The organism is Nisaea sp., from assembly GCF_017640745.1.
Lineage (GTDB): Bacteria > Pseudomonadota > Alphaproteobacteria > Thalassobaculales > Thalassobaculaceae > Nisaea.
In genome coordinates this window covers 1-26,740 of sequence record NZ_JAEPQA010000040.1, presented here as the reverse complement: position 1 = coordinate 26,740, position 26,740 = coordinate 1, and the positions used below count along the sequence as shown (strand labels likewise).

At 64.7% G+C, this 26,740-nt stretch carries 23 protein-coding genes and 1 pseudogene; 15 read left to right on the top strand and 9 right to left on the bottom strand.

The window, feature by feature from the left end; translation table 11 throughout:
• Both lipB and JJ959_RS19770 read left to right on the top strand, forming a co-directional pair.
• The coding region (gene lipB, locus JJ959_RS19775) for a lipoyl(octanoyl) transferase LipB (RefSeq protein ID WP_292887724.1) at positions 1–500 on the top strand (500 nt) is incomplete at its 5' end.
• A gap of 97 nt (positions 501–597) precedes the next feature.
• Positions 598–885, top strand: a complete 288-nt coding sequence (locus JJ959_RS19770) for a hypothetical protein (RefSeq protein WP_292887721.1) — start codon at positions 598–600, stop codon at positions 883–885.
• Positions 886–890: 5 nt separating this feature from the next.
• Here JJ959_RS19770 and JJ959_RS19765 read toward each other — a convergent pair whose 3' ends face one another.
• The 4 genes from JJ959_RS19765 to JJ959_RS19750 form a co-directional block, all read right to left on the bottom strand.
• The gene (locus tag JJ959_RS19765; protein ID WP_292887719.1) at positions 891–1,319 is read right to left on the bottom strand and encodes a hypothetical protein; all 429 of its coding nucleotides are present in this window, start codon (positions 1,317–1,319) and stop codon (positions 891–893) included.
• A gap of 8 nt (positions 1,320–1,327) precedes the next feature.
• Positions 1,328–1,624 (bottom strand): acylphosphatase, encoded by a 297-nt coding sequence (locus tag JJ959_RS19760; RefSeq protein ID WP_292887716.1) that lies wholly within the window; start codon positions 1,622–1,624, stop codon positions 1,328–1,330.
• An 81-nt stretch (positions 1,625–1,705) separates the two neighbouring features.
• Positions 1,706–2,695 (bottom strand): hypothetical protein, encoded by a 990-nt coding sequence (locus JJ959_RS19755; protein ID WP_292887714.1) that lies wholly within the window; start codon positions 2,693–2,695, stop codon positions 1,706–1,708.
• An 11-nt stretch (positions 2,696–2,706) separates the two neighbouring features.
• Positions 2,707–5,775: a hypothetical protein gene (locus tag JJ959_RS19750; RefSeq protein WP_292887711.1), complete on the bottom strand. Its 3,069-nt coding sequence runs from the start codon at positions 5,773–5,775 to the stop codon at positions 2,707–2,709.
• A 168-nt stretch (positions 5,776–5,943) separates the two neighbouring features.
• Between JJ959_RS19750 and JJ959_RS19745 the strand changes: the two genes are divergently transcribed.
• The 8 genes from JJ959_RS19745 (at position 5,944) to rpmG (ending at position 17,007) form a co-directional block, all read left to right on the top strand.
• Entirely contained in the window at positions 5,944–6,927 is a 984-nt protein-coding gene (locus tag JJ959_RS19745) for an aspartate carbamoyltransferase catalytic subunit (protein WP_292887707.1), read from the top strand.
• The gene (gene pyrC, locus JJ959_RS19740; protein ID WP_292887704.1) at positions 6,924–8,252 is read left to right on the top strand and encodes a dihydroorotase; all 1,329 of its coding nucleotides are present in this window, start codon (positions 6,924–6,926) and stop codon (positions 8,250–8,252) included. Before JJ959_RS19745 ends, pyrC begins: the two co-directional genes overlap by 4 nt.
• A complete protein-coding gene (gene plsY / locus JJ959_RS19735; RefSeq protein WP_292887701.1) occupies positions 8,245–8,874 on the top strand; it encodes a glycerol-3-phosphate 1-O-acyltransferase PlsY in 630 nt (209 codons plus the stop codon). Before pyrC ends, plsY begins: the two co-directional genes overlap by 8 nt.
• Before the next feature lie 66 nt (positions 8,875–8,940).
• The gene (dprA, locus tag JJ959_RS19730; RefSeq protein WP_292887698.1) at positions 8,941–10,083 is read left to right on the top strand and encodes a DNA-processing protein DprA; all 1,143 of its coding nucleotides are present in this window, start codon (positions 8,941–8,943) and stop codon (positions 10,081–10,083) included.
• 62 nt (positions 10,084–10,145) lie between these two features.
• Positions 10,146–12,812: a type I DNA topoisomerase gene (gene topA / locus JJ959_RS19725; RefSeq protein ID WP_292887696.1), complete on the top strand. Its 2,667-nt coding sequence runs from the start codon at positions 10,146–10,148 to the stop codon at positions 12,810–12,812.
• A gap of 13 nt (positions 12,813–12,825) precedes the next feature.
• Positions 12,826–15,087: a ribonuclease R gene (rnr, locus tag JJ959_RS19720; RefSeq protein WP_292887693.1), complete on the top strand. Its 2,262-nt coding sequence runs from the start codon at positions 12,826–12,828 to the stop codon at positions 15,085–15,087.
• Positions 15,088–15,133: 46 nt separating this feature from the next.
• Positions 15,134–16,741 carry a S41 family peptidase gene (locus tag JJ959_RS19715; RefSeq protein WP_292887690.1) on the top strand — a complete coding sequence of 536 codons (1,608 nt, stop codon included), beginning with the start codon at positions 15,134–15,136 and terminating at the stop codon, positions 16,739–16,741.
• 98 nt (positions 16,742–16,839) lie between these two features.
• Entirely contained in the window at positions 16,840–17,007 is a 168-nt protein-coding gene (gene rpmG / locus JJ959_RS19710) for a 50S ribosomal protein L33 (RefSeq protein WP_193188080.1), read from the top strand.
• An 82-nt stretch (positions 17,008–17,089) separates the two neighbouring features.
• Here the strand turns inward: rpmG and JJ959_RS19705 are convergent, their stop codons facing one another.
• Positions 17,090–18,475: a PleD family two-component system response regulator gene (locus tag JJ959_RS19705; RefSeq protein WP_292887683.1), complete on the bottom strand. Its 1,386-nt coding sequence runs from the start codon at positions 18,473–18,475 to the stop codon at positions 17,090–17,092.
• 6 nt (positions 18,476–18,481) lie between these two features.
• Positions 18,482–18,865: a response regulator gene (locus JJ959_RS19700; protein WP_292887680.1), complete on the bottom strand. Its 384-nt coding sequence runs from the start codon at positions 18,863–18,865 to the stop codon at positions 18,482–18,484.
• 149 nt (positions 18,866–19,014) lie between these two features.
• Here JJ959_RS19700 and JJ959_RS19695 point away from each other — a divergent pair, with 149 nt between their 5' ends.
• Complete coding sequence (locus tag JJ959_RS19695) at positions 19,015–19,941, top strand: ROK family protein (protein WP_292887677.1); 927 nt, start codon at positions 19,015–19,017, stop codon at positions 19,939–19,941.
• Positions 19,942–19,977: 36 nt separating this feature from the next.
• Positions 19,978–21,330: a DNA polymerase IV gene (locus JJ959_RS19690; RefSeq protein WP_292887674.1), complete on the top strand. Its 1,353-nt coding sequence runs from the start codon at positions 19,978–19,980 to the stop codon at positions 21,328–21,330.
• 12 nt (positions 21,331–21,342) lie between these two features.
• Here the strand turns inward: JJ959_RS19690 and JJ959_RS19685 are convergent, their stop codons facing one another.
• Positions 21,343–22,140: a DUF1849 family protein gene (locus JJ959_RS19685; RefSeq protein WP_292887671.1), complete on the bottom strand. Its 798-nt coding sequence runs from the start codon at positions 22,138–22,140 to the stop codon at positions 21,343–21,345.
• A 295-nt stretch (positions 22,141–22,435) separates the two neighbouring features.
• On the opposite strand from JJ959_RS19685, the gene JJ959_RS19680 reads away from it, so the two are divergent.
• Both JJ959_RS19680 and JJ959_RS19675 read left to right on the top strand, forming a co-directional pair.
• Positions 22,436–23,119 (top strand): GGDEF domain-containing protein, encoded by a 684-nt coding sequence (locus JJ959_RS19680; RefSeq protein WP_292887668.1) that lies wholly within the window; start codon positions 22,436–22,438, stop codon positions 23,117–23,119.
• Positions 23,120–23,352: 233 nt separating this feature from the next.
• Complete coding sequence (locus JJ959_RS19675) at positions 23,353–23,682, top strand: multidrug efflux SMR transporter (protein WP_292887665.1); 330 nt, start codon at positions 23,353–23,355, stop codon at positions 23,680–23,682.
• 54 nt (positions 23,683–23,736) lie between these two features.
• On the opposite strand, the gene JJ959_RS19670 is transcribed toward JJ959_RS19675, so the two are convergent.
• Positions 23,737–24,687 carry a hypothetical protein gene (locus JJ959_RS19670; RefSeq protein WP_292887662.1) on the bottom strand — a complete coding sequence of 317 codons (951 nt, stop codon included), beginning with the start codon at positions 24,685–24,687 and terminating at the stop codon, positions 23,737–23,739.
• A gap of 249 nt (positions 24,688–24,936) precedes the next feature.
• Here JJ959_RS19670 and rnd point away from each other — a divergent pair, with 249 nt between their 5' ends.
• Positions 24,937–26,085, top strand: a complete 1,149-nt coding sequence (gene rnd, locus JJ959_RS19665; RefSeq protein ID WP_292887660.1) for a ribonuclease D — start codon at positions 24,937–24,939, stop codon at positions 26,083–26,085.
• A gap of 22 nt (positions 26,086–26,107) precedes the next feature.
• Here the strand turns inward: rnd and JJ959_RS19660 are convergent.
• Positions 26,108–26,740 (bottom strand): annotated as a pseudogene (locus JJ959_RS19660) (Ppx/GppA family phosphatase); the annotation flags it as partial.

The following is a 26,740-nucleotide window of genomic DNA, read 5'->3' as shown; positions in this document are numbered from 1 at the left end:
CGGTCTATGAGGCGGGGCGCGGAGGCCAGTATACGTATCACGGCCCCGGGCAACGGGTGGCCTATGTCCTGCTCGACCTGAAGGCCCGTAAGCCCGACGTCCGCGCCTTCGTCCAGGCGCTGGAGGATTGGGTGATTCACACCCTCGCGGCCTTCAACGTCAAAGGCGAAAGGCGCGACGGGCGGGTCGGCATCTGGGTCACGCGCGGCGATATCGGCGCACCGAAAAAGGAGGACAAGATCGCTGCCATCGGCGTTCGCGTCCGGCGCTGGGTTTCCTTCCACGGGATCTCGATCAATGTCGATCCGGATCTCTCGCATTTCGACGGGATCGTTCCCTGCGGCATCTCGGAGCATGGCGTGACCAGCCTGCACGATCTCGGCCAGCTTGCGTCAATGCCGGAGGTCGACATGGCACTCCGCGAGTCCTTCGAAGACGTTTTTGGTCCCGGGAGCGCTTTTGCACACCTGCCGTCGGCAGTGCCTGACACCGGCACCTGAAGGCTTTTTCGGTCATTCCAAGAAAATCACTTTAAAACACCAGGAAAACTTTCGTACGATATGGTGACACCCCTCCCCATACACGCACGGTGTTTTCGTGACGCAGCTTCGCCCAGATATCGCCCAGACCGTGCGGGACATGACGGAGGAGGAATGCGAGGTCTTTGACCTGCTGCTCCTCGGCCACGATCCGTCCGACCGCAGCGATCTTGGGATTTTCCTCTCCCGGGTGCGTTCACCGCTGTCCCAGGTCCTGCTCCAATTGATCGAGAAGGGCCTGGTCCGACGGGTCGAGAGCAAGAACGCAGCGACGCATCTTTCCGTGAACCCGGCGGCGGCGTGGTTTCTGGCCCCGCGCGAGGAACGTCAGCCGCGGCCCGACTGAGACTTCTATCGGGCGAGTTCGGCGAGGCCCCCGACGACCAGCTCGACGGCGCGGCGCGCCTCACGCTCCAGATGCGGGTCACCCGGAGCATAGTCTTCAAGCGTGACCGCCGGACGGGGGTCGTCGGCATGCAGCAGATGATTGCGCCGGTTCCGCAGCCAGACATAATCGGCGCCGAAGCGGATTTCGTTCTGGGCCAGTCCGTCCAACCCCTCCTGCTGCAATTCCGCATCCAGCGCCGCCTGGGCCAGGACCAGAACCGCCACCCAGGCGCCGGACGCAAAACAAAGGCGCATTTCGTCAAACAGGGCCGCCGCCTGCGGCGCAAGATCGAGTCCGTCTCCGTCACTCTCACGGTCAACCAGCCGGTCGACCCAGGACAGACGCTGACGCATCTCCGATTGTGAAGCAACGGTACGGGCGGCGATCTGCACGGCGATCCCTAGAGCGTCGGCCGCTGCTGGAAACCGGACTGGGCGGGAGGGTCCGTATCGTCAAAACACTCGATCCCGGTTACCCGTGCCGCCGGCGGGCCGATGCGGCAGGTCTCGATCATGGCGTCCACGCGCCCTGACGGCCCGGAGAAAACCGCCTCGACGGTCCCGTCGCTGCGATTGCGGACCCAGCCATCGAGACCCGACGCGCTCGCTTCCTTGACCGTCCAGCCGCGGTACCACACGCCCTGAACCCGGCCGGAAATCACTACCCGCACGGTTATCCGGGGAACATGTTCGCTCATAGGTCTGGCGCCCGTTCGCTGTCTCTCGCTTCCGGAGACCAGAGTTATCCATTGCAGGCCTGCTTGTACAGATCCGCCGGCTTAGGCTGCGGGCGCGGGCGATGCGGACCCGGCGAACGGAACGCGGGCAAAGGAGACTCCTTCCGCGCTCAGATTCTCCTTGAGGTGCAACACGGTCAGCACGCCGTCGAAACTACCCTGCCCGTCGGATAAGAGTGCGACCGACGGACTGGACAATATCCCCGGCGGGGTCCCGACCGCGATTTGGGTCTCGGCCCCGTGCACGTCGATCGCCGCGGCATGGATGCCGCCGGGCCCGGTCGCAAAGACAAGTACCCCCTCGTGCGAAGAGGCCGCCGCGAACTCAAAAATCGGGGCGCCTCCTAGAATATCGTCGCCCGCGCCCGGAACCTTCCCTGTCGGGCCGATGCCGAGCAAGACGGGTGCGGCGCCGATACCGACCGGAGAGAGCGGACCTACATCGCTGATTTCCTGGAACAGCCAGGCGCTCTCGCCGCCCCCGATGTCCAGCGACAATGCGCTTCTCCATGCGCCGATCCAGGTCGGTTCGGCGGTCGGGCGGGCAGGGTCGATCGAGACCAGGCCGTCGAGATCCCCGCGCGCCAGGATCCGGTAACTGCCGTCGAGCTGGCGGAAGAGCCTCGGGGCAGAGAAGTCCTGCCCGGCGAAACGAACCGGATCGGACGCCACGCCCTTGGCGATCGTCACGTACAGCAGATCGTTCCAGGCGCCCCCGAACAGCTGCATGACCGCCGCACCGTTGCCACTTTCGTCCAGCGACAGGTCCCAATCGGGAGCGGATACGAAGACTTGCTCGAAGCCGATCGCGATATCGACCCCGGACGTCGCCTCGGCATCGGAAATAACGGATGCCGCCCTTCCCGGCGGAACCGCCTTGAGGGTGACCTCAACCTCCTCCGCACCGTCGTCCGACGACGTCTCCGATATGACGCCCTTGTAAAGATTTAGAGTTCCGCCGGCCCCGGCCAGACGCGCCGGCGCATAACCGTCGAAGGAGATCGTTTCCCATTTGATCGAAGCATCAGGCATGCGCCCACTCCCTAGTTGAGGTCATGCAGAACTGTCAGCCTTCGGAGTTTGAGAATGTTGTTGGCGGCCCCCGCGGCGACGGAGAATCCGAGTTGGGGATTCGCACCGCGGGACAATCCGGCCGAAGCTGCGGTCACATAGGCCGCGGCCGTGTTCACGACCGGACTGCCGTAGGACGGATCGTAGAAAGCGAGCCCGCCGGCGGTGTCGTAGACGATGAAATGATTGCCGAACCGCTCCGGCGGCGTCTGGTTGTTCTGGGCGACCACTCCGGAACCCCAGGTCGCGGTTCCCGCCACGGCCGTTGCGGGCGCGCCGCGGTCGTGCGTGTAGGCGTTCGCCGAGGCGGGCGGCGGCGCATGGAAGGTCCAGTTCGAGACCATGAACCCGGTTGCCGCACCGCTGACTGCCGCGTTCGGCTCGACCGAGACCTTTCGCGGCGTCGCCTCGCCATGCGCGGCGAACATGGCAATCAGCAATTCCGCCCAGGCACCGCAGGCGCAGGAAATCGTCCCACCGGCCGGAGCGGCCGACAGCATGGTGTTCAACCGCTGCTGCGGCGGGCGCCGGGTCCAATAGGTCATTCTGGCATTGTCCCATGCACGCAGAGCCCCCGGGTTATCGCCGGAGGCGGGATCGAGCCCGCCGCCGGCGAACTGGGCGAACGCCGAATAGATGGCGGCCTTCAATTGCGCGGCATTCCCCGCTTGGCCGTCAGCGGCGGCGCAGGAAAGTTTCAGCACGGTCCAATAGTTGCTCGCGCCGCCTCCCGGAAGCCGATCGCCATTCGCGGGGTCCGCATAGGTCAGATAGATCTGGTGACTGGTGACGTCGAAAAGGGTCCAGTTTCCGTCATGCCCGCCGGTTGCCCGCATTTCCCAAAGAAAGCGGACCGGGTCGCCATGCACGACCTGATTCGGCAAGGTCACATTGGCATTCGCCGCAGCGGGGGCAAGATCCGCCGTCGCCCCGTTCGCGGAGGCGATATTGTTCCAGCTCCAGATCATGGTGTGGAACGAGCCGTCCGCCAGCGGCAGGAACAGGGTGGCCCGGACATCGATCGCGATCCCGGTTCCCGCTGTGTTGACGCGAAAGACCGGCTGCAGGCCGACATTGGTATTCCTCGTGTAGGTTTGCGGCACGGTCTGTCCCGGCTGCCAGACGCGGCCATAAGCATTGCCGAAATTGACGCCGTCTTCCCGCAACACCGAACGGCCGCCGCTGAAGGTGATCCGGCGGACATCGATCTGCGGCGTCCCGACCGGCCATTGCTGGACATTCTTGATCGTAAGGGGGGCAGCGACGGGATTTGCCGAATTGGAGCGTGCCTGAAGCTGCACGGCTGCCGCGCCATCGAGATAGACGAGACGGCGGTTGTCGGTGCGACCCGGGGCACTGTCGTTGGCCCAGACAAGATGCTGCCAGGCCGGCGCCGTATCCGGATCGGTGACGGCGATCGCCTGCGCCGGTATGTGGTTCGGCAGTCCGAACTGGTTCGAGATCGCGTAGCTGTACCAGGCGTTCGTGTTGTCCCGGAACGCGAAGCTCTCGTAGCCGAGCGACTGGACCGTCGGCACGACCTCGATGCCGATACTCACATTCTCGACATTCTCGTCGCCGATGGTCTGCGTCACCGTATGGTTGGTGAAGACTCCGGGCGCGCTGATCGGATGCCGGTTGATCGTGATGTCCCGGGTATGCTGCTCGCCCGTGTCCCAGTTCAGATATAAATAGGATTGCGGCCGGTCAGGGGTGAGCACCCCGCGCAGCGTCGCCTGCGCGCCCGCCTGGTAGTCGATGCTGTAATTCGTTCCCGCGACCTGACGGGAGGGCGCGTTGCGGATCTCGATTCCGGTCAGATGGGCATAGACGATCACCGCCATCTCGATCTCGGGATTGACCGATGCCTTGATCCGGACCGGACTCTTCGGGTCCACCACCGTGCCGCGGGAGATGGTGCGTTTGGCCGGATTTCCCGAAACCGGACTGCCCCCCTCCCAGATCACCGCCTCGAAGGCCTCTGAATTGTTCGGGCGAAGTTTCAGAGTGACGACAACATCGGGCCCCTCTTCCGAATAGACCGCCGCATAGAGCGGGACCTGCTCCTTCTCTCCGATCTTCTTTGCGTTCTCGACATCGAAGCCGACCAGCTCCGGAATGATGGTCAGCGCGATCTGACGGGAGTCGCCGCCCGACTCCGCCTTGACCGTTCTGGGCCGCCCCTTTGCCGTGACCCTGTCGAGCGCCACCTCCGCCGTGGCGCCGGCGGATTGCGTCGCCCCACTCCAGGTGATCGCCGGCATCTCGCCGACCGGCGGCGGATCGAACAAAGCCGTTACCCGAACCGCCGTGCCGCCATATTGCGCCTGATAGGCATCCATGCCGGTGGAGGTCGCTCCTTCCACCCGCAATCCGACGAGCTTGGATTTGCTGACCGGCGGCTCGACGCTGCCCTCCGGAATCAGCTCCTCGATCGCCTGCTCGAACCATGCGCCGCTCTGTTTGGTCGAGGCCGTGATCTGCGCCGTCAGCGTGTCGACTTCGGTGTTGAACGGGCCCGGCGGCGTGCCACCATAGAAATTCTTGACGATGAAGGTCTGCCAGCCGCTCTGCGGCGGCAGTACCGGACCGAGCTTCTCCAGCGCCTCCGTCCGGCGCGGAATGCCGGCCTTGGCAAACAGGCAATCCTGCATGGACAGCTTCTGGATATTGCCGTCGATGGCATCGGCGAATCGCCGGAGACCGGACGCCGAGAACGGATATTCGACCACGGTGAAGGGATTGTAGTCCCGGTCCTCCAGCCGATGCAGCTTGGGCTCGCCGATGTCGTAGTTCGTCCGCGCCACCGGATCGTCGAGCCGCATCCCCGTCTCGGCCAGCACCATCGCCCGGAGCGCCATTGCCGGATCCTGGTCCTTTCCGTGCGCGCCGCCGGGCAGCACCCATTGGCCCGCGTGATCGGGGATCTGCCCGCGAATCTTCTTCGACCCGGCCCAGGTCTGGATGAACACCCGCTGGCCGAGCAGAACGAGCTGCTCGACGTCGCCGGGCGCGTGGGCAAGCAGATAGACGAAGGGCATGGTCGGACTCCCCAACGGACAGGCTCGAGGGTTCGACGTCCGGCCGTCCGATTCTGTGAAGGCGGAAGCCGCGGCTCAGCCACCGCAGCGCCCGCTGTCCGACGGTTTCCGTCGCCCGCGAGTTCGGTCTTGCCCGGCCATGGGCCCGGTCCGTATAAGGGGCCTTTAATGACAAGCTCTCAGCCATCGGCCCCAAGTGACGCGCCCGCGCTCCGACTCCAGCACCTGCTGGGGATCGAAGGCCTGTCGCGCCCCGACATCGAAGCGCTCCTGGACCTTTCCGACCGCTATGTCGATCTCAACCGCCGCGCGGACAAGAAGATGTCGAGCCTGCGCGGGCGGACGATCATCAACCTTTTCTTCGAGGACTCGACGCGCACGCGGACGAGCTTCGAACTCGCCGGCAAGCGGCTGGGCGCCGACGTGCTCAACATGTCGGTCGGCACCAGCTCGGTGAAGAAGGGCGAGACGCTGATCGACACGGCGGTTACCCTGAACGCCATGCATCCGGACGTGCTCACCATCCGGCACGCAGACTCGGGCGCGGTCCATCTCCTCGCCCAGAAGGTCAATTGCGGCGTGATCAATGCCGGCGACGGTAGCCACGAGCATCCGACCCAGGCCCTGCTCGACGCGCTGACGATCCGCCGCCGCAAGGGCGAGATCACCGGCCTCACCGTCGCGATCTGCGGCGACGTCGCGCACAGCCGCGTCGCCCGCTCCAACATCCACCTGCTTTCGATCATGGGCGCGCGGGTCCGCATCGTCGCGCCTCCGACCCTGATCCCGGCCGGCCTCGAACGGCTCGGCGTCGAGATTCATCACGACATGCGCACCGGCCTCGCCGATTGCGACATCGTCATGATGCTGCGGCTGCAGAACGAGCGCATGCAGGCGAGCTACATCCCCTCGATCCGCGAGTACTACAAGCTCTTCGGGCTCGACCACGACAAGCTTTCGGTCGCCAAGCCCGACGCGCTGGTGATGCATCCGGGGCCGATGAACCGCGGCGTCGAGATCGACTCCGACGTCGCAGACGATATCGAACGCAGCCTGATCCGCGAGCAGGTCGAGATGGGAGTCGCCGTCCGCATGGCCTGCCTCGAGGTGCTGGCCCAGTCTCAGCTCGAACCGTGGGCGAAAAACCAGTGAAGCGCACGATCTTCAAGAATGCCCGCCTGCTCGATCCCGCCTCCGGTCTCGATGCCCAGGGCGCCATGCTGGTCGACGGCGCGCGGATCGCCGATATCGGCCCGAACGTCTTTGTCGACGCGGTGCAGGACGATGTCCATGTCGTGGACTGCAGGGGGCTCTGCCTCGCGCCCGGCATCGTCGACATGCGGGTTTCCACCGGCGAACCTGGTAACGAGCACATGGAGACCCTCGCGACCGCCGCTCAGGCCGCCGTCGCCGGAGGGGTAACCACTTTCACCTGCCTGCCGAACACCAACCCCATCGTCGACGACGTCGCGGTGCTGGAGTTCGTCGAGCGCCTCGGCCGCGATGTAGGGCTGGTGAACATCCATTCCTACGCTGCCGCGACCAAGGGCCTGCAGGGCAAGATCATGACCGAACTCGGCCTGCTGCACGAAGCGGGCGCGGCCGGCTTCACCGACGGCGGCAAGGCGATCGCACATGCCGGTGTGATGCGGCGCCTGCTGTCCTACGCCAGGCTCTTCGACACCATGATCGTCCAGCACCCGGAACTGCCGGAGCTGGTCGGCAGCGGCGTGATGAACGAGGGCGAGACGGCGACGAGGCTCGGCCTGCCGGGCATCCCTGCCGTGGCCGAGGTGATGATGGTCGAACGCGACCTCCGGCTGCTCGAGCTGACCGGCGGCCGGCTGCATTTCTCCTGCCTCTCCACCGGGGACGCGATCGAGGCGGTGCGCAAGGCGAAGGCACGCGGTCTGCGGGTAACGGCGGATACCGCTCCGCCGTACTTCGCGCTCACGGAATCCGAAGTCGTCGGCTACCGCACCTTCGCCAAGCTGTCGCCGCCGCTGCGCACCGAGGATGACCGGAGCGCGGTGATCGCGGGCATCGCCGACGGCACCATCGACGCCATCGTCAGCGCGCACACGCCGGGCGACCGCGACCAGAAGCGCCTGCCCTTCGGCCAGGCCGATTTCGGCGGCGTCGGGCTCGAGACCCTGCTCTCCGTCTCCCTCGAACTTGTACACAACGGCGACGTGCCGATGCTGACGGTGCTGAAGGCGCTGACAGATACCCCGGCGGAGCTGTTGAAATTCCCGGCAGGCCGGCTGCGCAAAGGCCATCTCGCCGACTTCATCCTGTTCGACCCCGACCGCGCGGTCAGGATCGACCGGGACGAGCTGCGCGGCAAGTCGCGGAACACCCCGTTCGACGAACGTCCGGTCCAGGGCCGGGTCGAGAAGACCTACCGCGCCGGCAATCTCGTTTTCGATATCGAGACCGCCCCGGTGCCGGAACGGCGGAGGTTCCCGGATGCCTGATCTGCTCGGCTCGTTTGAATTCACCTGGCCGTTCTATGCCTGCGGCCTCGCCGCCTATCTGCTCGGCTCGGTGCCGTTCGGCCTCGTCTTCACCCGGCTCGCGGGGCTCGGGGACGTACGCAAGATCGGCTCCGGCAGCATCGGCGCGACCAACGTGCTCCGCACCGGCAACAAGGTGATCGCGCTCGCGACGCTGATCTGCGACAGCGGCAAGGGCGCGGCGGCGGTGCTCGTCGCGGCGCAGTTCGGCCCGGACATGGCGGTCATCGCCGCCGCCGCCGCGATGCTCGGGCATTGCTTCCCGGTCTGGCTGAAATTCAAGGGCGGCAAGGGCGTCGCGACGGCGTTCGGCACCCTGCTCGCGCTCTCGCCCCCGGTGGCCGGGCTTGCCGGAGTGACCTGGCTCGCGATGGCGGTGCTGTTCCGCTATTCCTCGCTCTCCGCCCTCACAGCCTCCCTCGCCGCGCCGTTTTATATGGAATGGCTGGTCGACCGGCAGCATGCCGAGCTCGCCGCTTTCATGGCGGTGCTGATCTTCATCCGCCACCACGCGAATATCCGCCGCCTGCTCAAGGGCGAGGAAAGCAAGATCAAGCTCTCCCGGAACAAGCCAGCGGCCTAGCTCTCTGACAGCCCCGCACAGAAATCCTCCCGGCCCGTCCATGACTGGGCCGAGAGGAGAACTGCCATGGTCAGAAACAAGCGGTCCCCCGGCCCGCCGGACACGACCGAGCGAGTGGCCCGGCTCCGGCTGATCCGCACGGAGAATGTCGGCCCGGTCACTTTCCAGCACCTGCTCGCCCGCTTCGGTTCGGCGGCGGAAGCGCTGCAGCGTTTGCCGGACCTCGCCCGGCGGGGCGGACGGAAAAAGAAGCTCGCCATTCCCGAAGTCGAAGAGATCCACAGGGAAATTGCCGAGAACGAACGGCAGGGCGCCCGTCTCATCGTCATCGGCGAGCCGGATTATCCGGCCATGCTCGCCCAGATCGAGGGCGCGCCGGCGGCGCTCTCGCTGATGGGGCATCCTCATCTCTTCCTGGAGCCCGCGATTTCCATCGTCGGCGCGCGCAACGCGTCCGGCAATGCGCTCCGTTTCACCGAACGGATCGCCCGCGACCTCGGCGCACACGGAGTCGTGATCGTCTCCGGCCTCGCCCGCGGGATCGACACCGCCGCGCATCAAGGATCGATCGACAGCGGAACGGTCGCGGTGGTCGCCGGCGGCGCGGATATCGTCTATCCGCCGGAGAACGAGGCATTGAGAGACCGCATCGTCTCCGAAGGCGTACTGATCGCGGAAGCGCCTATCGGCACCCGGCCGTTGGCGCGGCATTTCCCGGCGCGCAACCGGATCATCTCCGGCCTCACCCGGGCGACGCTGGTGGTCGAGGCGGCAAAGCGTTCCGGTTCCCTGATCACCGCGCGCTTCGCCGCCGATCAGGGACGCGAGGTCTGCGCCGTGCCCGGATCTCCGATGGACCCACGCTGCGCCGGCAGCAACGGCCTGCTCCGTGACGGGGCGCATCTGATCGAACGGGCGGAGGATCTGATGACCCTGCTTCTCGAAGGCGGCATCCGTGAAGAACCGGTCGATTCCGGGCCCTACTCGCTCGACGGCGCAACACACCAAATCGCGGAGGAAATCGACGATGCGGCACGTGCTTCCGTGCTTGCCTTGCTGGATGCGACGCCTCTACCGGTTGACGAAATCATCCGCCGATGCCAATTGTCACCGCCGGTGGTCCTTACCATTCTTCTGGAAGCGGAGCTGGCCGGCGAGGCCGAACGCCATCCGGGAAACAACGTGGCGCGGCGCTATAACCCTCCGTAAATAAAAGGGTTCTATTGTCGGCGCCGGACCACCAGCGCAAGAAAGGACGTCCGGTTAGCCGCATGAAAATTGTCGTCGTCGAGTCGCCGGCCAAAGCCAAAACCATCAACAAATACCTTGGCAGCGACTACAAGGTGCTCGCCAGCTATGGGCATATCCGCGACCTGCCGTCGAAGGACGGATCGGTCGATCCGGATGCCGATTTCGCGATGGTCTGGGAGGCGCAGCCGCGCGCCGAGAAGCAGATCAAGGAGATCGCCAGTGCGGTGAAGGGAGCCGAACGGCTCTATCTCGCGACTGACCCGGATCGCGAGGGCGAGGCGATTTCCTGGCACGTGCAGAACGTGCTCACCGACCGCAAGGCGCTCAAGGGCGTCGACGTCAAGCGCGTGGTCTTCAACGAGATCACCAAGCGCGCCGTGCTCGACGCGATCGACAATCCGCGCGACCTCGACCAGGACCTGGTGGACGCCTATCTGGCTCGACGGGCGCTCGACTATCTCGTCGGCTTCACCCTCTCGCCGGTGCTCTGGCGCAAGCTGCCCGGATCCCGTTCGGCCGGCCGCGTGCAGTCCGTCGCGCTGCGGCTGATCTGCGAGCGCGAAGCCGAGATCGAAGCCTTCCGCTCCGACGAATACTGGACCATCGATGCCCAGTTCCGCACCAAGGAACGGAAGAATTTCACCGCCCGGCTGACCCATCTCGACGGCACCAAGCTGGAAAAGCTCTCGATCGGCACGGAAGACGCCGCGAAGGCAGCGGTCGCCCGCGTCGAAGGCGGGACCTATTCGGTGCGCTCGCTCGAGAAGAAGCAGACCAAGCGCAATCCCTATCCGCCCTTCACCACCTCGACGCTACAGCAGGAAGCTTCGCGCAAGCTCGGCTTTGGCGCCTCGCGCACGATGCAGATCGCGCAGAAGCTCTATGAGGGGATCGATCTCGGCGGCGAGACCGTCGGTCTCATCACCTACATGCGGACCGACGGCGTACAGCTCAGCCAGGAAGCGGTCTTCGCCATCCGCGACGATATCGGCAAGAACTTCGGCGACCGTTACCTGCCGAACAGCCCGCGGATGTACAAGAACAAGTCGAAGAACGCCCAGGAAGCCCACGAGGCGATCCGGCCGACCGACGTCCGGCGTCATCCGAAGCAGATGGCAGCGCATCTCGACAAGGACATGCTGCGGCTCTACGAGCTGATCTGGAAACGCACCGTCGCCTGCCAGATGGCAAGCGCGGAACTCGACCAGACCACGGCGATCATCGGCGCCGCCGACAACCGGGCGGAGTTCCGGGCGACAGGCTCCATCGTCACCTTCGACGGGTTCCTCAAGCTCTATCAGGAAACGCGGGACGACCCGACGCAGGACGACGACGAGAACGAGCGCCTGCTGCCGCCCATGGCCGAGCGCGAGGCTCTGGCGCACGACAAGACCATGCCGGAGCAGCACTTCACCCAGCCGCCGCCGCGCTACAGCGAGGCGAGCCTGGTGAAGAAGATGGAGGAGCTCGGCATCGGCCGTCCGTCGACCTACGCCAGCATCCTGCAGGTACTGCAGGACCGGAATTATGTCAGGCTCGACAAGCGCCGCTTCATTCCGGAAGACCGCGGCCGCCTGGTCACCACGTTCCTCTCGAACTTCTTCACCCGTTATGTGCAGTACAACTTCACGGCGGAGATGGAAGACGCGCTCGACAACATCGCCGAGGGCACGATCGCCTGGAAGAAGGTCCTGCAGGACTTCTGGAAGGCGTTCCGCGAGGCGGTCGACAATACGAAAGAGCTGAAGATCTCCGACGTGCTGGACGCGCTCGACGCGGAACTCGGCCCGCACTTCTTCCCTGTCGACGAGAACGGCGAGAGCGTCCGCACCTGCCCGACCTGCGGTCAGGGACGGCTCGGCCTGAAGCTCGGGAAGTTCGGCGCCTTCATCGGCTGCTCGAACTATCCGGAATGCAAGTACACGCGGCAGATGACCCAGGCCGGCGACGGGAGCGAGGACGGCACCGCCGATCTCGCCAACGGCCCGAAGATCCTCGGCCAGGACCCCGCCACCGGTCTGGACGTCTCCCTGCGCAAGGGCCCCTACGGCACCTACGTGCAGCTCGGCGAGAAGACGGACGACAATCCAAAGCCAAAGCGGGCCTCGCTCACCAAGGGCATGAACCCGGCGGACGTGACGCTTGAATCTGCGCTGGCGCTTCTTGCCCTGCCGCGCGAGGTCGGACCGGACCCGGAAAGCGGCGAGATCATCCTTGCAGGGATCGGACGCTACGGCCCCTATCTGAAGATCGGCAGCACCTACATCTCGATCCCCGCGGGCGACGATGTGCTGACCATCGGCATCAACCGCGCCGTCGACCTGATCGCCAACAACCCGAAGAAGAAGACCGCGGGGCGCGAGCTCGGCGAATATGAAGGCAAGCCGATCACGGTCGGCGCCGGACGCTTCGGACCCTATGTGAAGCATCAGAAGATCTACGCGACCATTCCGAAAAGCATCGTTCCGGAAGAGGTCACGCTGGAACAGGCGATCGAGCTGATCAAGGCCAAGGCCGAGAAAGCCGGAACCGGCAAGAGTGCCAAGGCGGCACCGGCGAAAAAGGCCGCCGCCAAGAAGCCGGCGGCCAAGAAAACCGCGGCGAAGAAGAAGCCCGCGGCAAAGAAGAGTGCGGCGAAGAAAGCGGACTCAACCAAGGACCCGGCCCAGGCGGCCGGGGACGATTAGGCCGGCGGAACGCGTGACCAATCGCAAACCGCCTCACGGACTGCCGAGCCGTGAGGCCGTCATCGAGTTCATCCAGGACAGCCCGACTCCGGTCGGCCGCCGGGAGATAGCGCGCGCGTTCAATATCAAGGGCGCCGACCGGATTCCCCTGAAAGCCCTGCTGAAGGACCTGGCCGCGGAAGGCGTCATCGATCTCGGGCGCAACCGCCGTGCCGCCGCACCGGGCGCGCTGCCGGAAGTGACCGTCGTCGCCATCACCGGAATCGACGAGGACGGGCATGCAAGCGCCCGCCCGCTCTCCTGGCGTGAAAAGAGCGAACCGCCCTCGATCACCATCCCCCCCTCCAGCCGCGCTCCCGCCGTCGGCACTGGCGACCGCGCGCTCGTGAAGCTGGAGCGGGTCGACCAGGGAAAATACCGCGGCCGGATCATGCGCAAGCTGGAGAGCCGCGGCGAGCGCGTCGTCGGCCAGCTGAAGCGCGAGGGCAGGGACTATCGCATCCTTCCCTCGGATCGTAAGGCGCGGGCCGACTATATCGTCGAGCCGGGCGAAACCGCGGACGCCAAGCCGGGAGAACTGGTCGTCGCCGAGATCCTGCCGCGCGGCCGGATGGGCCTGCGCCATGCCCGGGTCATCGAGGTGCTCGGCGATGCCTCGGCGCCGCGGGCGGTCAGCCTGATCGCCATCGCCGAGCATGAGATCCCCTCGGTGTTTCCCGATGCCTGCGAAGCTCAGGCGAATGCCGCGAAACCGGTGACGCTCGGCAAGAGAACGGATCTGAGAGACCTGCCGCTGATGACCATCGACGGCAGCGACGCGCGCGACTTCGACGATGCGGTCTTCGCGGAAGCCGACGGCGACGCGAAGAATCCCGGCGGATACCGCATCCTCGTCGCGATCGCCGATGTCGCCCATTATGTCCGCCCGGGAGACGCGCTCGACACCGAGGCGCGCAAGCGCGGCAATTCGGTGTACTTCCCCGACCGTGTCGTCCCGATGCTCCCCGAAGCGCTCTCGAACGGGCTCTGCTCGCTACGGCCAGACGAGGATCGGGCATGCCTCGCGGTCGAGATGGTCATCAATGCCCGCGGCCAGAAGGTGAAGCACCGGTTCATGCGCGGCCTGATGCGCTCCTCCGCGCGGCTGACCTACGAGCAGGTGCAGGCGGCGGCAGACGGCGGCGATGCCGGGATCGTGCCGGAAGGTATCATCGAGCCGCTTTACGGCGCCTACCGGCTGCTGCTGGCAGCCCGGAACGAGCGCGGGGCGCTCGATCTCGACCTGCCCGAGCGCAAGGTCGTGCTCGGCGACGACGGCAAGGTCGCCTCGATCGAGCCGCGCGAACGGCTCGACAGCCACCGGCTGATCGAGGAATTCATGGTACTGGCGAACGTCGCCGCGGCCGAGACGCTGGAGGCCAAGCGGCGGCCCTGCATGTACCGGATCCATGAAAGTCCGGATCCCGAGAAGGTCGAGGCGCTGAAGGAGTATCTCCAAGGGCTCGACCTTCCCTTCGGCACCTCCGGCGTGATCCGTCCGAAGACCTTCAACGAGCTCCTCGCCAAGGTCCGTGGCGGGATTCACGAGACCATCGTCAACGAACTCGTGCTGCGCAGCCAGAGCCAGGCCGTCTACAGCCCGGACAATATCGGCCATTTCGGTCTGGGGCTCCGGCGCTACGCTCATTTCACCTCGCCGATCCGGCGTTATTCCGACCTGCTTGTGCACCGTGCGCTCATCGATGCCCACGGTTTCGGTAAGGACGGGCTCGGCGAGATCGAGATGGTGAGCTTCAACGAGACCGCCGAACATATCTCGATGACCGAGCGCCGGGCGGCGGCCGCCGAGCGTTCGGCGATCTCCCGCTATGTCGCGGCCTATCTGAAGGATCAGGTCGGCAACACCTTCGAGGCCCGCGTCTCCGGCGTCGGCTCGGCCGGTCTCTTCATCGCGCTTGCCGGGATCGGGGCCGATGGCCTGCTGCCGATGAAGCGTCTGCCCGGCGATTTCTACGATCTCGACGACCATCGCCATTCGCTCAGCGGCCGCGCGACCGGCCTGACCTTCCGGATCGGCGATCCGGTGACCGTCCGCCTCGTCGATGCCGATCCGCTTACCGGCGGGCTGCTGCTGGACTACATCTCCGGCGGGACCGAGGGGCGCCCCGGCGGCCACCCCGGATCGCGACGGCCGGGCGGACTGCGCAAGCACCGCGGGCGGCACAAACACGGCCAGCAGGGGAGCGCGCGCGGACGCCCGAAGAAGTCCCGCTGACGCGTAAGGCTTTTCCGCCTATAGTGGGCCCATGGACCATAAGTTGTTGACCCGCAAGAGAGACATGCATCGAGACTGCCAGCGGCCGGGCTGCAGGCCTTCGCGATTCCTCGCGGCGATGCTGCTCGTCGTACTTGCGGCCTGTGCGGCCCCTCGGGCTCCGGTCGATCCCATGGTCTACGACCGGGATGCTGCGGCTGAGGTTTTCTCGGCCGGCTTTGAAGGCATCACAAGCTTCTATATCGAGGAAACCGACCTGCCGTCGCTCGCAGTGACCGGGCTGCAGGGTATACGCAGCCTCGACGACACAATCACCGTGACTGACCATGGCGACCAGGTGATCGTCGGACACAGGGGCCGTGACGTCGCTGCCTTCACGGTCCCCGAACCGGACGATGTGGCACGCTGGAGCATGCTCACGGCGGCGGTCATCGATACCGGCCGCACGGTCTCGCCCGTCCTGCACGACGCACCGCCGGAAACGCTCTACAACCTGGTCTTCAGAAGCGCGCTTGCCGATCTCGACAGGTTTTCGCGCTATACGACTGCGGCCGACGCCGAGCGTAGCCGGGCGCACCGCCGCGGCTATTCCGGCATCGGCGTCGTACTGACAGAGAAGAGTGGACTGATCGAGATCCAGGAAGTCTTCGAGAACGGTCCGGCGGCCCATAGCGGTCTTTCGGTCGGCGAATTGATCCTCGCAATCGATGACAAGGCTGTCGCGGGCCTCGACATGCTCGCGGTCTCCGACCTGTTGCGCGGGCCCGACGGAAGCGTCGTACGGATTACCACGGAGACCGCAGATCGCGAGCGCACCGTCTCGGTGACGCGGGCGCCCGTGATCGAACAGACGGTCTATCTGAAACGCATCGGCGACAGCGCCCATCTGGAGATCCGGAGCTTCAACGAGGCGACCGCCTCCAGCCTGCGTCAGAAAATCGCCGAGGCGGCGGCCAGGATCGGCCCGTCAATGAACGGCATAATCCTGGATTTCAGACATAATCGCGGCGGCGTCCTGCGCGATGCCGTGTCCATCGCGGATCTCTTCATCGAGGACGGCCGGATCCTGCTGACCAAGGGCCGCCATCCGCGGTCGGAGAAGGAATTCAAGGCCGACCAGCCCGATATCGCCGTCGGTATTCCGCTCATTGTCCTGATCGACGGCGATTCGGCCTCGGCCTCGGAAGTCGTCGCCGGCGCACTGCAGGACAGCGGACGCGCCGTGCTGATCGGTTCCCGGACCTACGGCAAGGGTACGGTCCAGATGATCGTGCGCCTGCCGAACGACGGCGAGCTGATCATCACCTGGGCCAGAATGTACACGCCGTCCGGCTATCCGATCGGTCCGTTCGGCGTCTATCCGACGATCTGTTCGGCCGAGGTCCAGGATCCGGAGCTGCAGTTCGTCGGCTCGCAAGCCCGTGTGGCCGCCGTCCGCGCGCGCGAGCTGCTGCGCCTGCGCAGGATCGCCCACGATCTCGACGACAGCATCCAGAGCGCCCTGATGGAGCGCTGCAGCGATCGCAAGCACGTCGCCGGCTCGGGCGACGTCGATCTCGCCCTGGCCCTCAGGCTGCTGCGCGAGCCGGGCCAGTTCGAGCGCGCGTTCGAGGCCTCCCTGATCGCCTCAAAATGGCCGGCCGCGGCCCAATAGACCGGCCAGACATCGAAATCCCGATAGGCGCTTGACAGGTGCCGGGATATGGATATGTTTGCGGCCTTCGAATTCACTCCGACTGATGGGGAACGGCCATGGCCAAGCCCGCGACTGTGCTTATCAAGCTCGTCAGCACTGCTGATACCGGATACTTCTACGTCACGAAGAAGAATCCGCGCACCCAGACCGAGAAGCTTCAGCTCAAGAAGTATGACCCGGTTGCGCGCAAGCATGTGCTGTTCAAGGAATCCAAGATCAAGTAAGCGGCTTCCGCCGAACGATTGCCAGAACGGGCCGTTTCTACGGCCCGTTTTGTTTTGTCCGGAATGTCTGCCGGCGGCCGGCTCAGTCCGATTGGGAAATGTCGGCGACGACCCGGTTGCGGCCCGCGCTCTTCGCACCATAGAGCGCCTTGTCGGCGCGGCCGATCATGTCCTCGACCGTCCGGTCCTCGTCGCGCCGCATGGTCAGGCCGATACTGATCTTTACCGAGATCGGCTCGTCCGCGGTTTCGATCTCCACGACCGTGTCCGCAACGCGCTTGCGCAGCCGCTCCGCGACCGCTTCGGCGAACTCCTCCGAGGTGTCGGGCATCACCACGACAAATTCCTCACCGCCGATCCGCGCGACCATGTCGACCGAGCGCAGGCTGTTGGTCAGCGCGTCCGCAACGGCTTTGAGCACCCGGTCGCCGACGAGATGGCCGTGGGTATCGTTGACCGCCTTGAAATGGTCGATATCCAGCATCAGCAGCGCCAGAGGCTTGCGCCGCTCCACCGCGCTGTCCATCAGGCTCTTCAGATAGGTCTCCAGATAGCGCCGGTTATAGAGCCCCGTGAGGCTGTCTATCAGCGCCATTGAGAGCGACCGCTCGTAATTGTCGCGCAGGCGGTCCTGGAACCTCCGCCGGCGGATCTGGGTCCGTGTGCGGGCCGTCAGCTCGTTCTTGTCGAGCGGCTTCATGATGTAGTCGTTCGCACCGAGGTCGAGCGACTTCGCCAGCTTGTCCATCTGATCCATCTCGCCCGTCATCAGCACGGGGACCTGGCGCGTCCGTTCCGAAGCCCGGAACTGCGAGACGAGGCGCAATGCGTCCTCCGTCTCGAGGTTCAGGCTGCAGACGATCAGTTCGACATCCGTCGATGCTACGATTTCCCGCGCCTGTGCGGCGTCGGCGGCGACATAGACCCTGTTGTCGTCCCGGTTCAGAATGTTTCGCGTATTCGCCGCATCGATCGGATTGTCCTCGATCAGCAGGATCCGGCCGGCCTCGTATCCGACCGACTGCGCTCCCGCGCCCGGCTCGAGTACGCCGAAATGCGCGGAGGTCTTCTCGCGCAGAAGCCACTCGTCCATCATCACCTTGAGGCGAAGCAGGGAGCGGACGCGGGCGAAGAGCGCGGTATCGTCGACCGGCTTGGTCAGGAAGTCGTCCGCCCCGGCCTCCAGTCCGCGCACCCGGTCGGACGGATCGCTGAGGGCGGTCACCATGACCACGGGAAGATGGACCGTCGCCGGATTGCTGCGGATGCGCTTGCACACCTCGAACCCGTCGATCCCCGGCATCATGACGTCGAGCAGGACGATGTCGGGAACTTCGGACTGGATGATTTCGAGCGCTTCGGGTCCGTTCGAGGCCGTCCGCACATCGAAATACTCGCTCATCAGCTTGGCTTCGAGCAGCTTGATGTTCGGCAGGACGTCGTCAACGACGAGTACGCGTCCAGGCATCGCGGTCTATCCGAGGAATTTCTGAACCGTCTCCAGGAAATGGCTCACCGATATCGGTTTGGCGATATAGGCCTCGCAGCCGCCTTCCCTGATCTTCTCCTCATCGCCCTTCATGGCAAAGGCCGTAACCGCGATCACCGGGATCGCGCTGAGGTCATCGTCTTCCTTGATCCATTTCGTGACTTCGAGGCCGGAAACCTCCGGAAGCTGGATATCCATCAGGATCAGATCCGGCCGCTTTTCGCGGGCGATCTTAAGCGCTTCCATGCCATCCCGGGTGCCGAGGATGTTGTAGCCGTGCGCTTCGAGGAGGTCGTGAAACAGCTTCATGTTGAGCTCATTGTCCTCAACGATGAGTACCGTTTTCTCGACCGACGTTTCTGCCGCCACTCCAACCTCCATCAGAACCGTTGCGCAGGCCGTCCGCACAACGCCTTAATCCAAGCCTGTATGACTGGATAAAATTAATAACTTACAAAAGAATAAACAGTTTAAACACTCCAAGCGCAAGTGACCATTGATCTCGGCAGGGCAGACGGATGGACGCAGCAGAGCAGTCCCATTTCCGGATCGGCATCGACCTCGGCGGAACCAAAACCGAGCTGGTCGCCCTTTCGCCTTCGGGTGAGACGATCGTTCAGGAACGGGTTTCGACCCGCAAGGGCGACTACGGCGCCACGATCAGCACGATCAGCGGCCTGGTGAAACGCGCGGAAGACCGGATCGGTCACATCTGCTCCGTCGGAATCGGCATCCCCGGAACGGTTTCGCGCGATACCGGCTTGGTAAAGAACGCGAATTCGACCTGGCTGATCGGAAAACCGCTGGGCCGCGACCTTGAAGAGGCGCTGGCGCGTCCGGTCCGGATCCAGAATGACGCCAACTGTTTTGCCGTATCCGAAGCCGCCGACGGCGCCGGACGCGACGGCGAGATCGTCTTCGGGGTGATCCTCGGAACCGGAGTCGGTGCCGGCATCGCGATCCGGCGCGAGGCAATCGAAGGGCGCAACGCGATTGCCGGAGAATGGGGGCACAATCCTCTGCCGGCCCCGCGGGACGACGAGCGTCCCGGCGAGAAATGCTATTGCGGACGCCATGGCTGCATCGAGACCTTTCTCTCCGGCCCCGCACTTGAACGCCAGTATGTCTCGGCCGGCGGCGCTCCGCTTCCGGGCAGCGAGATCGCCGCGCGGGCCGCAGCCGGTGACCGGATCGCCGATGCCGTGCTCGGGCGGTACGAGGAGCGCCTGGCGCGCGCCCTTGCGCATGTGATCAACATACTCGATCCGGACATCATCGTCCTCGGCGGCGGTCTGTCCAACGTCCGGCGACTTTACGAAACGGTGCCGCGCCTCTGGGAGCCGCATGTCTTTTCCGATATCGTGAAAACGGAGCTGAAGCCCCCCGTTCATGGCGACTCCAGCGGCGTCAGGGGTGCTGCGTGGCTATGGCCGGCAACGGTTTAGGTTCCGGTTTCCCGATACGGTGCCGGTAGCGGAAAGATGACAGAGAGCGACGTCTCGACGAGACTGCCCGCAATTTGCAGGAGCTGCTTTTCCTGGCACGAGAGCCTGCCGTCGGCGGACGGCAACCGCTGCCCGCGTTGCGGCTCGCCCCGGGTCTCGGCCCATCCGGAGATCCGTTACCTCTCCATCGCCCATATCGATTGCGACGCCTTCTATGCGACGGTGGAAAAGCGCGACAACCCGGAGCTTCTGAGCAAGCCCGTCATCGTCGGCGGTGGCAAACGCGGCGTCGTCTCCGCCGCCTGCTATGTCGCCCGGACCTACGGCATCCGCTCGGCCATGCCGATGTTCAAGGCCCTGAAAGCGTGCCCCCATGCCGTGGTGATCAAACCCGACATGCAGAAATACAGCCGGATCGGGAAACAGATTCGCGAACTCATGCAATCGGTGACGCCGCTCGTCGAGCCGATCTCGATCGACGAGGCCTTCCTCGACCTCGGCGGCACGGAGCGCCTGCATCACGCACCGCCGGCCGAAACCCTCTGCAGGCTGATTGCCCGCATAGAGGCGGAAATCGGCGTCACCGCCTCGATCGGTCTCAGCTACAACAAGTTCCTCGCAAAGGTCGCCTCGGACCTGGACAAGCCGCGCGGCTTCGCCGCCATCGGCCGGGAAGATGCGCGCGCGTTTCTGCGCGATCGCCCGGTCACCACGATCTGGGGCGTCGGCAAGTCGCTGCACGAGAAACTCAGACGGGACGGGATCGAGACAGTGGGGCATCTCCAGGGCATGGAGGAAGAGGCTCTGGTCCGCCGCTACGGCAGCATCGGCACCCGGCTCGCCCGGTTCGCGCGAGGCCGCGACGACCGGAAAGTCGACCCTCAATCCGAGACCAAGAGCGTCTCCTGCGAGACCACCTTCTCGGAAGACCTGCGAACGCTGGACGAACTGGACCCGATCCTCTGGCGCCTCTCCGAGGAACTGTCCGGGAGGCTGAAGACCAAGGCGTTGAGCGGGCGCACGATCGTCCTGAAACTGAAGACCGCCGACTTCAAGCAGATCAGCCGGCAGGTCCACCAGTCCGGGCCGACGCAGATGGCCGATACGCTCTACCGGGCCGGACGCCGGCTGCTGGAACGCGAGCTCGACGGGCGCGCGTTCCGGCTGATCGGGATCGGTGTCTCCGACCTTGCGGATCCGGACGGGGCCGACCTGCCCGACCTCGCCGACCCGGGACTCGGACGGCGGCGCAGGGTGGAACACGCAATGGACGCGGTGCGGGCGAAACTCGGTCCGAAAGCCATCACCAAGGGCCGCGGCTTCCGGCAGGAAATGGAAAAACAGGGCGTGAGCTCGCGCCTGCCCGAAGAGGAAGACGGGTCGGACTGATAACCCCGCCAGCTAGCAACCGGCGGGCGCGAGACGCTCCAGACGCTGCAGGGTGACGTCCACGGTGAATTCCTTGAAATGGATCACCAGATGGCGCGCGATACCATTCGCGAGCAGATCGACCGAGAGTTCGTAATCCGGCGTTTCCGCGTTGTTTTCGGGGCCATAGAACGCAAGGCGGACCGGCCAGTAGGTACCCGCAAGCAGGGGATCGTCCCCGCCTTCAGCAGTTTTCTCCCGTCCGATCGCCGCCGAGACGAAGCTCGCCGGCTCGAATTCCGATCCGTCGAACAGGGGAGCGGAAAAGAACTTCTCGCCGGCCGCGATCTTGTCGAGCAGAAGGAAGGTATGCTGGCTCGGGAACAGTACCTCGGCCGGAAGGTCCATCGTCACAGCCTCCGGCTCGGAGAAGCCTGCGGTCACCGAACCGTCGGCCGCCCTGACAGCCCGGCCCTCGATCGTCTCGCCACTGCTGCCGTCGAATTCCTTCTTCACGATAAAACGGAAGGACGAACCGTCCTTGGCCTCCCAGGTGCTCATCACGGAATCGACGCTGCGCTCCCCGCCCTCGGCGCTCTGGAGCACCATCAGATTGCGCTGGTTGATCGCCCAACCGTCGCATTCGTTGCGCCATTCGAAGGACATCTGGCCGCCGACACCGACGATCTCGGTATTGGCTGCCGTGCTCTTTAGGGAGAGCTTGTAGAGCGCCTTGTGCGGGACAAGGAGGTCCGCCGCGCCGGCTTCAGCCCCCGAGATGGGTAGCAGCACGCCCGCCAGCACAGCGCAGAGCGCGAAAGCCTTCTTCATGATTGAGTCCACACTTCCCTCCGTCCGGCAAATGGCACCGGCTCATATGTATCACGCCGACCCGGCATAGCTTTCCCCCTACCCGGCAAATCCTGCCCGCCGGTCAACAATATGGCGTTCCAACGGCAAAATGAAACCGGCTGTTGAGAGAAATATTTCCTTAATTTCAATTAGTTCCAATTCAAATTCGCGTTGGCACAGGGCCTGCATTCCATGAGGGCGTGGAACAACGACCAGGTGGTGTGACATGTCAGGCTTCATGCACCCGCAAGAACGGAAACCGGAAGACACGCAATTGACGAGCGCATTTGCAAATCTTGATGTCGGCAACCTCCTCTCCCGCATGCCGGTGGACATCGCGAACCGCGCCTCGGAAATCGTGAAGGACGAAGGTCTGGACGATACCGAGATCGCGCTGCGCCTCGCCATGATCGCAATGACGGAAGCCGAAAACCGGATTGCCCGCCAGGAAAAGCGGATTGCCTACCTCGAAAGCCTTTCCGTCACCGATGAACTGACCGGCCTGCTGAACCGCCGTGGTTTCGCAGAGCGTCTTCAGACCGCCCTTGCCGCCAGCAAGCGCCAGGGAATCGCCGGGACGCTGCTCCTGATCGACCTCGACAAGTTCAAGGCGGTGAACGACACCTACGGCCATGCGGCCGGCGATGCGCTGCTGGTCACGGTTGCCCGCATCCTGCAGTCGCGCACCCGTGAGACCGATAGCGTCGCGCGGCTCGGCGGAGACGAGTTTGCCGTCATCATGTCCGGCGCGGACGAGGACGACGCTTCCGTCCGCATCCAGGCGCTCGACCGCGAATTGAATACCCGGGTCCTGCAGTGGCACGGATCCCTTATTCACCTTCACGCAAGTGTCGGCCATGACGCCTACGGGCCGGACGACACCGAACCCGAATTGCTCGACAGGGTCGACCGCGCAATGTACGCGCGGAAGCAGAACAGCGCATTCGCTGAGCTGTGATCGTCCCTGGCGCGCAATCTACTTGTCGATACGGGCATTTGCCTCCTCTGTCGGCAAGCACCTAGAGCAAAACCTTGAGGGAGCTGAGAAATCGGCTCCCTCTTTTTCTTTCCGGACACCCTCCCGGCCAGGCTGCGGCATCGCCCGCAGTTGCCCGCTCCGGCCGAAAGGCCTAGGGTCGGCCCCGCGGCAAAACCCGCCGCTTATCTCCAATCCTGACGGGAGTGAGCCGGATGGCTTATCTCTATCTGGGGCTCGCGATCGTCGCGGAAGTCATCGGCACCCTGGCCCTGAAGGCAACGAACGGCTTCACCGTCCTCGTTCCCTCCATATTGGTCCTGTTCGGCTATTCCGCCGCGTTCGTCCTGCTGAGTTTCTGCCTGAAGGAAATGCCGGTCGGGATCGTCTACGGCATCTGGTCGGGGCTCGGCGTCGTTCTGGTCTCTGTGGCCAGCATCTTCATCTACCGGCAGGTGCCGGACGTGCCGGCAATCATCGGCCTCGCCATGATCGTCGGCGGCGTCACGGTGATTCACCTGTTCTCGAAAGCCAGCGTACATTGAGCCGCCCGCGGCGCGGGGCCTCTACCATACAATTGGCACTGTAGAAAGAAACGGTCAGTTCGTGCGGCGGACCATGGGCTCGAAGCCTGAGGCCTCGGCGACCGCCTCGTAACGGGAGAACCCTCCCCCCGTGAAACGATGCAGGAGGCTGCCTTTCAGGCGCACCAACATGATTACCGGTGGCGTCGCCGCCGCTCCCTGACCCGACGCGAAACTGTCCTGAAGCAGCGTGACGGCGGCCTGTTCGCGGGCAATCCCGCCCGTTCCGGCAAGGCCGGACTCGGCAAAGGTCTCGGTAAGATCGAGCGCGTTCGAGGTCTGCTTGCCGGGCGCCGCGCGGGCCGGACGCAACACCGGCAGAACCGTCATGGAGGTCTGATCGGCAGCCTCGACCGGCACCGGCGCTGGCTGCGGAGCCGGACGGTCGGAGAGCGCGGGTGCCTCAGGCTTAACCCTCCAGCTCACATGCGTGGATCCCGGAAGCGCCAGAAGTCCCGACGATGCCGGGACGCTCTTCAACTTGATCGGTTGCGGTTCGAGGGAGGCCGTGGCGGGCACGAACCCGGTGACAGTCAGATCCTTGACTGCCGCCACGCCGGCCTCGATCTCGTTCGAAGCCCCGGACGCGCCGGTATTCGCCACGGGAGCCTCGACCAGAAGCGCGTCGGATTCCTGAGTGCCGGGCCAGCGGTTGCGTCCCCTGACGTCCGGATCTCCGACAGTGCTCATGGCCAGCATGGTTCTGCCGGTCACCTCACCCTTCGGGATCGACGCGCGGTCGATCCAGTCGTCCCCGTCGCCTGGATAGTAGGCCACGATCTCGGTCAGGGGTTTCTGGTCATCGCTGGTATACTCGTGGCACGGCTTGTCGCCGAACGCGACGCGCATCATCGAGCAATCTTCGTCGACGGCCGCAGAAATCAGATGGTCGGTGGTGCTTTTGCCGGTCGCCAGAAAGGCGATGCCGGACAATCCGGTCGTCGCCAGCTGGATCGCCGGCGGCAAGATCGGTAAACATCCCCCGAGCACAAGAGGAAGGGCCGCGATTATCAGGCCTCTTTTCATCGTGATTCCCCCGCAAGAATCAACGTGTTATTTGGCTTTATTGTAGCTGTTTCGCAGCTTTTGGCAAGGCACGTTGTTAACCGTTTCTTTACCATGTGCCTCGCACAGACTTAGGACATTGAAATCAGGGCACAGTTTGTGCCGCACGCGGCATTTCGCTCGCTCGCGTTTCCGTGTATGAGAACCGGCATGACAATCATTTCCGACACCGACGCGCTCGCCGCGGTCTGCGCCGAGTTCGCTTCCGAGGACTTCGTGACCATCGATACGGAGTTCATGCGCGAGAAAACCTATTACCCGCAGCTCTGCCTGGTTCAGCTCGGCAATGACGAGAAAGCAGTCGCGGTCGATACGCTTGCCAACGGGATAGATCTCGCTCCGCTGGTCGAGCTGCTGAAGAACCGGAACGTCCTGAAGGTATTCCATGCGGCGCGCCAGGATCTAGAAATCTTCTACCATCTCTGCGGCGAGCTTCCGGCGCCGGTCTTCGATACGCAGATCGCCGCCATGGTCTGCGGGTTCGGCGATCAGGTCTCCTACGACAAGCTGGTGCAGAGCCTTACCGGCGTCCGCCTGGACAAGAGCTCCCGCTTTGCGGACTGGTCGCACCGGCCGCTGAGCGAGAAGCAGCTCGGCTACGCCCTCGCCGACGTCACGCACCTGCGCAAGGTATATCGCAAGCTGGTGCAGAAGATCGAAAGCACCGGGCGGCAGGAATGGATCGAGGACGAGGTCGCGAAGATGGCCGACCCGGACCTCTACGATCCGGATCCCGAAACCGTCTGGCAGCGCCTAAAGGTCCGCAGCGGCAAGCCCAAGTTCCTCGCAGTGCTGCAGCAGGTCGCCGCGTTCCGCGAGCGGGAAGCGCGCCAGCGCGACGTGCCGCGCAACCGCATCCTGCGGGACGATGTGCTGATGGACCTCGCCGCCCATGCCCCGACCACACCGGAAGAACTCGCCCGCACCCGGACCTTCAACGCCCAGACGGCGAACGGCCGCCTCGGCAAGGAGATCATCGCCGTCGTCGAGAAGGGCCTTGCCATTCCCCCTGCCGACTGCCCAACCCTTCCCGAAAAGGAAGACAGGCGGGAAGCACCCGGTCCGATCGTCGAACTGCTGAAAGTTTTGCTGAAGATCCGTTCGGACGAGGAGAAAGTCGCGGCGCGGCTGATCGCCAACGCTTCCGACATCGAGGCTATCGCGCTCGACGACGATGCCGACGTTCCGGCCCTGAAAGGCTGGCGACGGGAGATCTTCGGCGGCGATGCGATCAACCTCAAGCACGGGCGGATCGGACTGACCGCCGAGGACGGCAAGATCAAGCTGATGCGGCTTTAGGGAAAGACACCCGTCCTTCCCTTCAATGCTCGATGCGGATCTCCTGTCCGAGCGCTTCGGCGAGAGCGGTGATCCGTCGCGTGACCACGTCGCCGGCAAGCCCGCCCTGATGACCGTGCATGCTGATGACAAAGCCGCGTTCGCCGACCATGTCCCGCTCGCGCTCCAGCCGGGCGCTTTCCAGCAGTTCGGTCGCGCCGCCCGAGAGGGTCAGCGCCAGACGCAGGGCGAGGCCGACATTGAGGGCGAGATCGCGCCGGCGCAGGGAGAGCAGCTTGCGCACCCGCAAGGTTCCCTCCTCGTCGATGCTGCCGGTATAGCGGGCGAGAATGGCATAGGCGAGGAACACCCGGTCGGCATGGTTCATCCCGACGACGGGAAGCCTCAACACCCGGATGAAGGCATGCTCGCCCCGATAACTCGGGTGCTCGCCCCAGGCGAAATCGCTCAGAATGCATGCGGCCCGGATCAGACGCTGTTCCGATGCGGGGACATCCTCGAAAAACGGTGCGATCCAGCGTTCCAGAACTTCCGGATGGGGGCTGAACCTGCTGCTCTTCCGCGCGATATCCATGCAGCTATCGACCAGAGGGTCGCGAGCCTGCTCCCCCTGCGGCAGGCGGTCATAGAGGCAGCCCTCACGCAAACCAAAGGA